Annotated in this window: 15 protein-coding genes; 1 reads left to right on the forward strand and 14 read right to left on the reverse strand. The window is 55.0% G+C overall.

Annotated elements, in window-relative coordinates:
* Window positions 1-89: 89 nt before the first annotated feature.
* From ndk to trmJ, 12 genes are all read right to left on the reverse strand, one after another.
* Window positions 90-515: a nucleoside-diphosphate kinase gene (ndk, locus tag U869_RS0104825; RefSeq protein WP_025119800.1), complete on the reverse strand. Its 426-nt coding sequence runs from the start codon at window positions 513-515 to the stop codon at window positions 90-92.
* Between the two features lie 180 nt (window positions 516-695).
* Window positions 696-1,535, reverse strand: coding sequence for an enhanced serine sensitivity protein SseB (gene sseB, locus U869_RS0104835; RefSeq protein WP_025119801.1), 840 nt, complete (start codon window positions 1,533-1,535; stop codon window positions 696-698).
* Between the two features lie 249 nt (window positions 1,536-1,784).
* Window positions 1,785-3,080, reverse strand: a complete 1,296-nt coding sequence (gene pepB, locus U869_RS0104840) for an aminopeptidase PepB (RefSeq protein ID WP_025119802.1) — start codon at window positions 3,078-3,080, stop codon at window positions 1,785-1,787.
* Window positions 3,081-3,318: 238 nt separating this feature from the next.
* Complete coding sequence (iscX, locus tag U869_RS0104845; RefSeq protein WP_025119803.1) at window positions 3,319-3,519, reverse strand: Fe-S cluster assembly protein IscX; 201 nt, start codon at window positions 3,517-3,519, stop codon at window positions 3,319-3,321.
* A gap of 9 nt (window positions 3,520-3,528) precedes the next feature.
* The gene (gene fdx / locus U869_RS0104850) at window positions 3,529-3,864 is read right to left on the reverse strand and encodes an ISC system 2Fe-2S type ferredoxin (RefSeq protein ID WP_025119804.1); all 336 of its coding nucleotides are present in this window, start codon (window positions 3,862-3,864) and stop codon (window positions 3,529-3,531) included.
* 2 nt (window positions 3,865-3,866) lie between these two features.
* Window positions 3,867-5,717 (reverse strand): Fe-S protein assembly chaperone HscA, encoded by a 1,851-nt coding sequence (gene hscA, locus U869_RS0104855; RefSeq protein WP_025119805.1) that lies wholly within the window; start codon window positions 5,715-5,717, stop codon window positions 3,867-3,869.
* A 35-nt stretch (window positions 5,718-5,752) separates the two neighbouring features.
* Window positions 5,753-6,274, reverse strand: coding sequence for a co-chaperone HscB (hscB, locus tag U869_RS0104860; RefSeq protein ID WP_025119806.1), 522 nt, complete (start codon window positions 6,272-6,274; stop codon window positions 5,753-5,755).
* Window positions 6,275-6,342: 68 nt separating this feature from the next.
* Complete coding sequence (iscA, locus tag U869_RS0104865) at window positions 6,343-6,666, reverse strand: iron-sulfur cluster assembly protein IscA (RefSeq protein WP_025119807.1); 324 nt, start codon at window positions 6,664-6,666, stop codon at window positions 6,343-6,345.
* A 52-nt stretch (window positions 6,667-6,718) separates the two neighbouring features.
* Complete coding sequence (gene iscU / locus U869_RS0104870) at window positions 6,719-7,105, reverse strand: Fe-S cluster assembly scaffold IscU (protein ID WP_004952090.1); 387 nt, start codon at window positions 7,103-7,105, stop codon at window positions 6,719-6,721.
* 24 nt (window positions 7,106-7,129) lie between these two features.
* On the reverse strand, window positions 7,130-8,344 hold the full coding sequence (locus tag U869_RS0104875) for an IscS subfamily cysteine desulfurase (protein ID WP_025119808.1): 1,215 nt from the start codon (window positions 8,342-8,344) through the stop codon (window positions 7,130-7,132).
* A gap of 55 nt (window positions 8,345-8,399) precedes the next feature.
* Complete coding sequence (iscR, locus tag U869_RS0104880; protein ID WP_025119809.1) at window positions 8,400-8,894, reverse strand: Fe-S cluster assembly transcriptional regulator IscR; 495 nt, start codon at window positions 8,892-8,894, stop codon at window positions 8,400-8,402.
* A gap of 195 nt (window positions 8,895-9,089) precedes the next feature.
* A complete protein-coding gene (gene trmJ / locus U869_RS0104885) occupies window positions 9,090-9,824 on the reverse strand; it encodes a tRNA (cytosine(32)/uridine(32)-2'-O)-methyltransferase TrmJ (protein WP_025119810.1) in 735 nt (244 codons plus the stop codon).
* 117 nt (window positions 9,825-9,941) lie between these two features.
* Between trmJ and suhB the strand changes: the two genes are divergently transcribed.
* Complete coding sequence (gene suhB / locus U869_RS0104890; RefSeq protein WP_025119811.1) at window positions 9,942-10,745, forward strand: inositol-1-monophosphatase; 804 nt, start codon at window positions 9,942-9,944, stop codon at window positions 10,743-10,745.
* A gap of 53 nt (window positions 10,746-10,798) precedes the next feature.
* On the opposite strand, the gene U869_RS0104895 is transcribed toward suhB, so the two are convergent.
* Both U869_RS0104895 and U869_RS0104900 read right to left on the reverse strand, forming a co-directional pair.
* Window positions 10,799-11,821 carry a nickel/cobalt transporter gene (locus U869_RS0104895; RefSeq protein ID WP_025119812.1) on the reverse strand — a complete coding sequence of 341 codons (1,023 nt, stop codon included), beginning with the start codon at window positions 11,819-11,821 and terminating at the stop codon, window positions 10,799-10,801.
* A complete protein-coding gene (locus tag U869_RS0104900; protein WP_025119813.1) occupies window positions 11,812-12,480 on the reverse strand; it encodes a DUF1007 family protein in 669 nt (222 codons plus the stop codon). The genes U869_RS0104895 and U869_RS0104900 overlap by 10 nt, the downstream gene beginning before the upstream one ends.
* Window positions 12,481-12,564: the final 84 nt, after the last annotated feature.

Genomic DNA, 12,564 nt, shown 5'->3' on the forward strand with positions numbered 1-12,564 from the left:
GTAGCGGGTTTCCACGTCTGAACGGCTTTCACGGCATTTTTATTGTATCTGCCGGTAAACAGCTGGTGTCAGCAGAAAAACAACCACCATTAACGAGCGCAGATTTCGCTTTCGTTGAAGAAATAAGCGATTTCACGCTGGGCAGATTCTACCGCGTCTGAACCGTGTACGGCGTTAGCAGTGAAGCTGTCGGCATAGTCAGCACGCAGGGTGCCAGCCAATGCGTTGTCCGGGTTGGTCGCGCCCATGATGTCACGGTTACGCTGTACGGCGTTTTCGGCTTCCAGAACCTGCACCACGATCGGGCCAGAGGTCATGAACTCAACCAGACCGTCGAAGAAAGGACGGCCTTTGTGCTCAGCGTAGAAGCCTTCGGCTTGTTCGCGAGTCAGACGCAGCATTTTAGCCGCGATGATTTTGAAACCCGCGCGCTCGAAACGAGCATAGATAGCGCCGATGTCGTTGTTAGCTACTGCGTTTGGTTTAATGATGGAAAAGGTACGTTCTACGGTCATGATGGCCTCTATTATGTCTTCCAAAACAGGCCGGGCGAAAAGTGGGGTGCCGGCCTTTCAAGTGGCGCAGATTATATGTGCGCCGTTAACGCTTGCCTACGGAAAAATCAACATTTCATTAAAAAAAAATTATCTTAATCCACCATAGTTCAGCGACAACGCAACACGACCCCGGCTGGCTTACTGGGGTTTATCGGTCGAAGGGATAACATTTCGCAACCAACTGCCCCAGCGGCGCTGGTAAAACGCCTGGGTATGGGTGATCAGATAGTGGCTCACGCCACGCGCATTCTCTTCCACCAGGCAAAAATCGACTGGCTCATCATTCGGCGCGGTTTCACTGGCCACCATACCGGCCTCGCTGATCAAGGCTTCAATCTCGGCTTCATCGCCATCCACTTCCAGACCAACCAGCAGATTCGGCTTCTCGTCTACTGCGCGGTCGTGCATCAGCGCAAGGAAAGCGCGGCGTACCGGTTTACGTTGACTGAACAGAGTCGTCAGCGCATCGACCATCGCAGCCGGATACTCTTCCGGCTGCCCCAGCAGTAGCTGAGTTTCGGTATCGATATAGCGCTCTGCCGGTTTCACTACACCGCCGGTAGCCAACAGCATGGCGATTTCGGCTGGCAGGAATTCTTTGCCGTGGGTGCCTTTAGGGTTGAGAAACAGCTCTGCTCCCTGAGTGATTTCAAACAGCACGCGAGTAGGCATGGCGATAAAGGGTTGTTCATCCTCCACCGCTTGTTGCAGTGCTTCCAACGAGGTGAAGAACGGCACCACGCTGCTGCCATCCTGCTTTTCCCAGTGCTGAATGTTCACCGGTGTCTCGGCATTCAGCGTAATTTCACCGTCATGCGGCACCTGCTCGCTGTCACCCAGAATGTAGACCGTGGCATCCAGCAGTTCGCGGAAAAACGCCGGCCGATATGCAGGCTCAGAGGCTGCCAATCTCAGCAGGCGCTCAAGCTCATTTTCGCCAGAAACGGCGTCCTCATCATGATGATGGTGGGAACTCATTGCCGACTCCTCCAATGTATTAAGGGCTCAGCAAGCTGAACCCTTGGGAAAATACTTTATCAATTAAACGTTTTGGCAGCACCGAGGTGAGAGGTTTTCCGGCTTCAGTGCTATTCCCCTCACCCTAACCCTCTCCCAAGGAGAGGGGATCGTCCGTGCCACAACTTAACTTCCGCATCAGGCCTTAACACGGGCGCAGCATGCAGCGCCCCTACGGAGTGCCACATTAGGGTGATAGGCCAGTATCAGTTACTTGGCTTTGCTCAGCAACAGGTTGGCCAGCGTACGCACGCCCAGACCGGTTGCGCCTGCTGACCATTGCTCCACCGCGCCTTTACGATAGGTAGCAGAGCAGTCAATGTGCAGCCAACCCTTCTGGTAATTCTGCACAAAGTGCGACAGGAAGGCCGCTGCGGTGCTGGCACCGGCAGTATAAGCCGGGCCGGCAACGTTGTTCAATTCGGCAAAGTTTGACGGCAGTTGGCTGCGGTGGAATTCCGCCAGCGGCAGACGCCAGAACGGCTCGTGCTCTTCATCCGCACTGGCCAGCAGCTCTTGCGCCAACGTATCGTCAAAGCTGAACAACGCGTGGTAATCATTACCCACCGCCGTTTTAGCCGCACCGGTCAAGGTCGCGCAGTCGATGATCAACTCAGGGTTTTGCGCACTGGCATCAATCAGGCCATCGGCCAACACCAGACGCCCTTCCGCATCGGTATTCATCACTTCAACCGTTTTGCCATTGCGATAGCGGATAATGTCGCCCAGTTTGAAGGCGTTGCCGCTTACCATGTTATCCGCACAGCACAGGTACAATTTGACGCGCTGTTGCAAGCCGCGAGTCACCGCCAAGGCCAATGCGCCAGTGATGGTCGCCGCGCCGCCCATGTCGGACTTCATGGAGTCCATAAATGCGCTTTGTTTGAGGCTGTAGCCGCCGGTGTCGAAGGTGATGCCTTTACCCACCAGGCAAGCAAATACCGGAGCGTCCGGTTTGCCCGTCGGGTTAAAGTCCAACGCCAACAGCACTGGGGAACGATCGGAACCCCGGCCAACGGTATGAATACCGGCGTAGTTTTGCTCACGCAGATCTTCGCCTTTGGTAATACGGTAGTTGACGGCATCGCAGCCGACAGCACACATCAGATCGACTGCGCGGGTAGCCAGTTGCTCTGGCCCCAGCTCTTCCGCTGGCATATTGATGGTGTCGCGCACCCAATCGATAATCTTCAGACGTTGCTTTAACTCTTGGCTTTCCGCTTCCGGCAGCTCTGCCCACTCGACGCTGCGCTGCCCTTTCGGCCCGCGATAACCCTGCCAAAATGCCCAGCTGTTTTCCAGGTCCCAGCCTTCCCCGGCCAGTTTCACTTTCTTGATGCCCTGGCCATCGATCCTGCGTGCCGCGCGCTGGATCATGCCCAGTTTGCCGGTGGCGTTAAGATGGATAGTGATGCCTTGGTCATTGGTGCTCAGCAGCGCCTTCTCACCCCAGCGCGCATCGGCCGGTTGCTCGGATAGCGTGATCTGCATGATTTCGGTTGTCATAGCCTTACTCCGGAATTCCCCTCTTCACTGTATCAAGCGAAATTCATTGGGGATTTTTTATTGTATACCCTATGGATTTCAAGTTGCAGCTAGGCGACAAGCTATCTCATCCCCAGGAGCTTACTTTTGGGTAAGTGACTGGGGTGAGATAGTGCAGGTAACAACGCTGCAGCTTGAAAGACGACGGGTATTTCGGATACAAAATAAACGGGCTGCCTTTGGCAGCCCGTTTCGCTATTTACTCTGCTTCATCTAACCAGACCAGCAGGATCGCTTCCAGTATTTTTTCATTGGAAGCCTGCGGATCGTCTGCAAACTCTTCCAGATCGCAGATCCATTGGTGCATATCGGTAAAACGCACGGTTTTCGGATCGGTATCTGGGTAGGCATCGTACAGGGCTTCGCCGATTTCACGGCTGTCTGTCCACTTCAGTCCCATTATTCTCTCCTAGTGCTCGCGCGCGTGGTTGACAGTATAACGCGGCATTTCAACGACCAGATCTTCATCGGTCACCAGTGCCTGGCAGCTCAAGCGGCTTTCCGGCTCCAGCCCCCAGGCCTTGTCCAGCATGTCGTCTTCCAGCTCGCTGCTTTCGGCCAGGGAATCAAACCCTTCGCGCACGATGCAGTGGCAGGTGGTACAGGCGCAGGATTTCTCACAGGCATGTTCAATTTCAATACCGTTACGCAGTGCGACATTGAGGATGGTTTCCCCAACTTCCGCTTCCAGTACTGCCCCCTCCGGGCATAGATCTTGATGGGGCAGGAATACAATTTTCGGCATGGTTAAACCTCATCCACAGAATGGCCAGCCAGCGCACGGCGAATGGAAGCATCCATGCGGCGCGCGGCAAAATCTTGGGTTGTTGCATCGACTGTTTTTATCGCGGCCTCGATCACAGCAGGATCGGAGCCTTGCATCACTTGCTGAAGCTCTGCCACCGCACTGTTGATGGCTTGGCTTTCTTCGTCACTCAGCAGGGCAGCATCACTCGCCAGCGCACCTTGCAGGCTTTCCAGCACACGGGAGGCTTCTACCCGCTGCTCCGCCAGCTTACGAGCACCGACATCGCTTTGCGCATTGGCCATGGAGTCCTTCAGCATGCTGGCAATTTCAGTGTCGGACAGACCATACGAAGGCTTCACCTGAATGGAGGCTTCGACACCGGTGGATTTCTCCATCGCCGTCACGCTCAACAGACCATCGGCATCCACCTGGAAGGTCACACGGATATGCGCCCCACCGGCAGGTAACTGCGGCAAACCACGCAGCGTAAAGCGCGCCAGCGAACGGCAGTCTTGCACCAGTTCACGCTCGCCTTGCAGCACGTGGATCATCATCGCGCTCTGGCCGTCTTTAAAGGTGGTGAACTCCTGCGCACGCGCCACCGGAATGGTGGTGTTACGCGGAATAACCTTCTCGACCAGGCCCCCCATGGTTTCCAGACCAAGTGACAGCGGGATCACGTCCAGCAACAGCATTTCGCTGTCTGGCTTGTTACCCACCAGAATATCCGCCTGAATAGCGGCACCGATAGCCACGACTTTGTCGGGATCGATCGACGTCAGCGGCGTGCGGCCAAAGAACTCGCCCACCTGCTCACGTACCAATGGCACACGGGTTGAACCGCCAACCATTACCACTTCCAGCACCTCTTCGGCACTGACCGCGGCATCTTTCAGCGCACGGCGGCAGGCGATCAGGGTGCGTTTGACCAGTGAGGCAATCAGGGTTTCGAACTGCTCGCGGGTCACTTCACCTTGCCAGCCAGCGATATCCACCGTGGTGCTCTGAGCATCGCTCAGGGCGATTTTAACCGCAATCGCCGCATCCAGTAACTGGCGTTGCAGGCCATGATCGCTGCGATCGCTGATGCCTGCCTGCTCACGCAGCCAGTCCGCCAGCAGATGGTCGAAGTCATCGCCACCCAGCGCAGAATCACCGCCGGTGGCCAGCACTTCGAACACGCCACGGCTCAGGCGTAAAATAGAAATATCAAATGTACCACCGCCCAGATCGTAAACGGCGATCACCCCTTCCTGACCCGAATCCAACCCGTAGGCAATAGCCGCAGCGGTCGGTTCGTTCAACAGACGCAGCACATGCAGGCCAGCCAGACGCGCAGCGTCTTTGGTGCCTTGCCGCTGAGCATCGTCGAAATAGGCAGGTACGGTGATGACCACGCCATCCAGTTCACCTTCCAGCGCCGCTTTAGCGCGGGCAGCCAGTGCCTTGAGGATGTCGGCAGAAACGCCAACCGGGTTAACCAGCCCTGCGGCGGTCACGATCATCGGCAAGCCGTTATCGCTGGCCTGGAACTGGTACGGTAGGTTCGGGTAGCGTTGTTGCACGTCTGCCAACGAGCGGCCCATCATGCGCTTGACGGAGCTTACCGTATTGACCGGATCTTGTGCCGCCTGTGCACGAGCACTCCAGCCCACCTGGTGTTCGGTGACCTGATAATGCACGACTGAAGGCAGCAGATAGCGCCCTTCAATGTCGGCCAGCGTCTCGGCTTGACCGCTACGCACCGTAGCCACCAGCGAATTGGTGGTGCCGAGGTCGATACCGGCAGCCAGGCGACGCTGATGCGGCGCAGCCGTGAGGCCAGGCTCACTAATTTGTAATAAGGCCATTTACAAAGCTTCCACAATCAAAGATCAAGAATCTATTAATCAAAACCCAGCAGTTTTTCTTCGAGTTGTTCAATCTGTTGCTGGAGTTTGTCCAAAAAGCGTAGCTTGCGCACGGTATCGGCAGCCTGTGACCATTGCTGGCTATCCAGTTCCTGCTCCATCTGCGCGCTACGTTGTTTGAAAGTCTGGTTCAGACGCCTGGCGAAAGCAGCCAACGCGTTTTGCGCATCTGGTGAGCGCTCGATGGCATCAAGCTCTTCACGCAACTCCAGCTGTTCCATCAGGAATGCGGTGTCGCGCATTGTATGTTGCTCGTTGCCCAAATCAAAGCCGTGCAAAGATAACATATACTCGGCACGTTTTAACGGGTGCTTCAGCGACTGGTAGGCTTCATTGATGGTCGCCGCCTGCTGTAACGCCATCAGGCGTTCACGTTCAGGTTGGAGGGCATGACGATCGGGGTGAAATTGGCGCTGCAAATCTTGATAGCGTGAGGTAAGCAAGCTGCTGTCTACGCTATAGCGGACCGGCAACCCGAATAAAGTAAAGTAATCCATAGCGTGCTCGGGGCGTTATCGTGATGATTGAGGTTCCCCCGTGGGTCACGGGGGAGCACGATGGACTGTCAGACGTTAAAGCTTTCGCCGCAGCCGCACTCGCTTGAGACGTTCGGGTTGTTGAACTTGAAGCCTTCGTTCAGACCTTCCTTGACGAAATCAAGCTCGGTGCCGTCCAGATAGACCAGGCTCTTGCCGTCAATGATCACCTTGACGCCTTTGTCTTCAAAAACGAGATCATCGTCGTTCTTTTCATCAACAAATTCGAGCACATACGCCATTCCTGAACAGCCGGAAGTGCGCACGCCCAGACGCAGGCCGAGACCTTTGCCACGGTGATCTAAAAATGCCTGAACCCGCTTTGCGGCGCTGTCGCTCATGGTAATCGACATAACAACCTCTTCAATCTTAGCCCGCAAGGCGGGCTAATTGACTCAATAATAACTACTTGGCGCTGTGCTTGCTCTTGTAGTCGGCGATCGCTGCTTTGATGGCGTCTTCGGCCAGGATCGAGCAGTGAATTTTAACCGGAGGCAACTCCAGTTCTTCGGCGATCTGGGTATTTTTGATCGCTTCGGCCTGATCAAGAGACTTGCCTTTCATCCATTCGGTCACCAGCGAGCTGGAGGCGATGGCGGAACCGCAGCCGTAGGTTTTGAAACGGGCATCTTCGATAATGCCTTCGTTGTTGACCTTGATTTGCAGCTTCATTACGTCGCCACAGGCTGGTGCCCCAACCATACCGCTACCGACGGTAGGATCTTCGTTATCAAACGACCCTACGTTACGCGGGTTTTCATAGTGATCGATTACTTTTTCGCTGTAAGCCATGACGTTGCTCCTGGATCCTGAGAATTAATGATGTGCCCATTCGATGCTGTTGATATCCACGCCCTGCTTGAACATGTCCCACAGAGGAGAGAGATCGCGCAGACGGCCAATGGATTTACGCACCAACGAAATGGTGTAATCGATCTCTTCTTCCGTGGTGAAACGCCCCAGGGAGAAACGGATCGAGCTGTGCGCTAACTCATCACTCATACCCAGTGCACGCAGCACATAGGAGGGCTCAAGGCTGGCAGAAGTACAGGCAGAACCTGAAGAAACCGCCAGATCTTTCAACGCCATGATCAGCGACTCACCTTCAACATAGTTGAAGCTGACGTTGAGAATATTCGGTGCACCGTGCTCCAGATCGCCGTTCAGATACACTTCTTCCATATCTTTCACGCCGTTCCACAGACGATCGCGCAGGGTACGCAAGCGTGCCATTTCGCTCACCATTTCTTCTTTGGCGATACGATAGGCTTCACCCATGGCAACGATCTGATGCACTGGCAGGGTACCGGAACGCATACCGCGCTCATGACCACCGCCGTGGATCTGGGCTTCGATGCGAATGCGCGGCTTACGCTGCACATACAGAGCACCAATGCCTTTCGGACCATAAATCTTGTGGCCGGAGAAGGACATCAGATCGACTTTCAGCTTGCTCAGATCGATAGGCAGTTTGCCCACGCTCTGGGTGGCATCGACGTGATAAATGATGCCACGTGCCCGGCACATTTCGCCGATGGCCGCGATATCCTGCACCACGCCAATTTCGTTATTCACGTGCATGATAGAAACCAGAATGGTGTCTTCACGCATCGCGGCTTCGAGCGCCTGGAGATCGATGATCCCGTTGCTCTGCGGTGCCAGATAGGTGACTTCAAACCCTTCGCGCTCAAGTTGGCGGCAGGTATCCAGCACGGCTTTATGTTCGGTTTTGCTGGTGATGATGTGCTTGCCTTTCTTCTGATAGAAGTTGGCAGCGCCTTTGATCGCCAGGTTATCGGATTCGGTGGCCCCGGAGGTGAACACGATCTCACGCGGGTCCGCGCCAACCAGTTCAGCGATCTGGTTACGGCCGATATCAACCGCCTCTTCCGCCTGCCAGCCGAAACGGTGGGAACGGGAGGCTGGGTTACCGAAAGTGCCATCCAGCGTCAAAAACTGCATCATCTTCTCGGCAACACGCGGGTCGACAGGAGTCGTGGCCGAGTAGTCCAGATAAATCGGTAATTTCATTGCTCTTGTACTCCGTACATCACTTCCAAAAACCAATAAATTAGTCGCCAGCTGCTTATGCGCGCAGATTAACGTTGATCGTTTCTTGCAGACGACCGTTGGCCGTGCGGCGCGTATCGTTATTTTGGCGGTCAGCTACATCCAGCACTTCCTGGTTATTCACCAGTTCTGCCAGCGTAATATTGTTCAAGAACCCGCTGATGCGCTCGCTCAGATCGCGCCACAGCGTATGGGTCAGGCAACGATCGCCCCCTTGGCAGCCCTCTTTACCCTGGCAACGGGTGGCGTCTACCGATTCGTCAACAGCGGTGATCACAGCACCAACGGCGATGGCATTCGCGTCTTTGCCCAACAAGTAACCACCGCCCGGCCCACGTACGCTGGCCACCAGACCATTCTTACGCAGACGGGAAAACAGTTGTTCCAGATAAGAGAGCGAGATACCTTGGCGTTCGGAAATATCCGCCAGTGGTACCGGCCCTTCCTGGGAGTGTAATGCCACGTCGAGCATGGCAGTTACTGCATAACGGCCTTTGGATGTCAGTCTCATAGCTAATTGGTTACCTGTTGGTCAAACATGGGCCAAATTCTGACATTCCCGAGTAAATCAGTCAACTATTTAACCTACTAATTTACTCAAGTATTCGCACTTTTTGTGCGCCTGGCACTCCGAGGTATATAAAATACACCTTATAACCCCCGGATAAGCAATACTATCTTGCGTAACTGCGGGTGACAGCAAAAATTAATTACCTTGCTGTTTATCCTGTTTCTCGATCGACGTCAGCATGCCACGCAAGATATTCAGCTCCTGCGCTTCCGGGCGTGCCCGGGCAAACAGACGGCGTAAACGGCTCATTACCTGCCCCGGATGGGCGGCGCGGATGAAGCCGGTATGGACCAGCGTCTGCTCCAGATGCTGATAGAAGCGTTCAATATCGTCCACCAGAGGATACGGCGACTCTTCCACCGGTGCGACCTCCGCCTGCTGACGATCGAGGAAGGCAACGCGTACTTCATACGCCAGGATTTGCACCGCCATAGCCAGATTCAGCGAGCTGTAATCCGGGTTGGCAGGAATGGCGACATGATAATGGCATTTCTGTAATTCGTCATTGGTTAACCCGACGCGTTCGCGGCCAAAGACCAACGCAACCGACCCCTGTTCACCTTCCTGCACCGCGCGTACACCGCATTCGCGCGGTTCCAACATAGGCCAAGGTAAGGTACGTGAGCGCGCGCTGGTGCCGACAACCAGGCGACAACCCGCAATGGCTTCATCAAAGGTATCAACAATGGTGGCGTTGCCAATCACATCGCTGGCACCAGCGGCCAAGGCGATCGCCTGAGAGTCAGGTTTCACCAGTGGATTGACCAGATAGAGGTTGGTTAACCCCATGGTTTTCATGGCTCGGGCGGTGGAGCCCATGTTGCCAGTATGAGAAGTTTCAACCAGGACAATGCGGATATTGTGCAGCATACAAACTCTGAGCGTTGCGGAAAATCATAGCATCCTAACACAGTCGTAGGTATTTTGCCGAACACCTGCTATACTTCGCGCCGTTTCCTGTTCTTTAACATCCTGTGGAAGATACCCATGCATCCGATGCTGACTATCGCCGTGCGCGCTGCGCGCAAGGCTGGCAACCTGATTGCCAAAAATTACGAGACTCCAGACGCTGTAGAAGCGACACAAAAAGGCTCTAACGACTTTGTCACTAACGTCGATCGCGAGGCTGAGCGTCTGATCATCGAAATCATCCGTAAATCTTACCCGAAACACACCGTCATTGGTGAAGAGTGCGGTGAGTTAACCGGTGAAGATCAGGATGTACAATGGGTGATTGATCCACTGGATGGCACCGCCAACTTCATCAAACGTTTACCTCACTTCTCTGTTTCCATCGCCGTTCGCATTAAAGGCCGTACCGAAGTGGCCGTGGTTTACGATCCAATGCGCAACGAACTGTTCACCGCCACCCGTGGCCAGGGCGCACAGCTCAACGGTTACCGTCTGCGCGGCACCAACGCCAAAGATCTGGATGGCACCATCCTGGCAACCGGCTTCCCGTTCAAAGTCAAACAGCACGCCCCTGCGTACATCAACATCCTGGGCAAACTGTTCACCCAATGTGCCGACTTCCGCCGTACCGGTTCCGCTGCGCTGGATCTGGCTTACGTGGCTGCTGGCCGCGTTGATGGGTTCTTTGAGATCGGCCTGAAGCCGTGGGACTTTGCTGCTGGCGAACTGCTGGTTCGTGAGTCTGGCGGTCTGGTTACCGACTTTGTTGGCGGCCACAACCATTACAGCTCTGGCAACGTAGTTGCCGGTAACCCACGCGTGGTAAAATCTCTGCTTTCCAATATGCGTGACGAACTGAGTGAAGCGCTGAAGCGTTAATCTTGGGTCGCTGAATAGTAAGGCGCTGCACTGGCAGCGCTTTTTTTATGTCTTTAACGGGCAAAAGGCCGCATCCCGCCACCCAATTCCGGTTGAGCGCTGACATACAGCAGCACACCGGCAAACAGCAAGATTAGCCCTCCCGCTAACGCCAATGCTCCCCAGGCAACCGCACTCCAGGCTGCCGGTGCTCGTTGACGGCTGATGCGGATCGCCAGCTTACGGCAGTAATGTACCAACAGCGCCAGGCCAGAAATCGTCAGCGACGTGCCCAGCGCCATGGCCAGCGCCGACAACACGCCCCAGGTAAACACGCCGATCACCTTGGAAAACAGCAACACCAGGATCGCCCCGGAGCAAGGCCGTAATCCCATGGCCAACACAATCGCCGCTTTGGTACGCCAGTCATTCCCGGCTTGCAGTTCTTCATCGCTCGGCAAATGCCGGTGTCCGCAGCCACAATGCTCGCTATGGACATGTCCGGCAGGCAGAGGCTGCAAACTGTTAATACGCAGCGCAGGCCGGGGTCGCATGGCTTTCACCGCCTGGAACAAACGTTTGATCGCCCGCCAGCTCAGTAATACGCCAAGCAGGATCACCAGAATAAAGCTGCCCTTCTCCAACCAGAAACTGCTCTGATGCAGCTGGCGAGAAGAAAGTTGCAGCACCACCAACACCGACGTGACCAGAGCGATGGCGACCAATCCCTGCACCAATGAGGCAGCAAACGTCAGCTTCAGGCTGCTTTTCAGCCGGGCCGGATGGGTAGCCAGATAGGTAGCGATCACCACTTTACCGTGGCCCGGCCCCAGCGCGTGCAACACGCCATAGCTCAGGCTGAACAGCATCAGCGCTACGCCCGCCTGCTGAGGTGCTGCCTTAACCTGTTGCAGCAACGCCGCCATTTCCTGGTGTAAGCCTTTCTGCCACACCACGCTTTGCATCAGCAGTTGCGGCCAGTAGTGCCATACCGTCTGAGCCCCCACCACCAGCAAAATAAAGAACAGCAACAGCGGCCACAGGCTGAAGGCCCAATGGCGCTGAGGCTTGCTGCCCTGACTGAGATTTACTGACATGTTAACGTGACCCGCTGAGCAAACTGCTGCCCTAACGCCATATCTTCGCCGGGCGAGTCGTTCTTATCGAGAGACAGCGCATAGGCTTGCAACGAGGTATCCGGCTTTGGCGTCACCAGGCTGAATTTGCACTGCTTGGCCATCTCTGGTGGCAGATGCAGCGCCTGTTGATCCTGATAGGTCATATCGACAAAATAGGTGGGATCGTAGGTAGAGATCTCAAAGGGTTTGCCCGCTAACGGCTGTGGCTCGGCCAACGGCAGCACAAACTCCAGCACGGCCTTATGGCCCTGCCGGGATAGATGGTATTCAGTTGGCAGATTGAGGTATTTCACCGGCTTGCCCGCACGATAAATATCGGTGAAATAGTGCTGCCCGAGGACATTGGCCATCACTTCCGCCGCCAGTTTTTTCCACACTTCTGAATCGCTTTTGGCATTTTCTGCGTCATACAGCAGATCCGCCGAGGTGATTTCATCCATTACCCAAACCATTTTCAAACCGGTCAGCTTCTGATCCTTAGCCACAAAGGTGGTGTTCATATCGATAAAGCTGTGTGGATGCGCGAGCGCGCCCAGGCTAGCCATCATCAGTAAGCAGGCCATCAGGCCACGGTGTTTCATCATCCAAGCATACCGATTATTGTTATAATATAACATTAACGAAACCTCAACCGGCGTTAACACGCCGAATAACTGTGACGAAAGTAGTAAGCCGAAGTAAAAGCAGGAGTAACTGCCGCG

Origin of the sequence: Serratia sp. H1w (genome assembly GCF_000633355.1) — a bacterium.
Classification (GTDB): Bacteria; Pseudomonadota; Gammaproteobacteria; order Enterobacterales; family Enterobacteriaceae; genus Chania.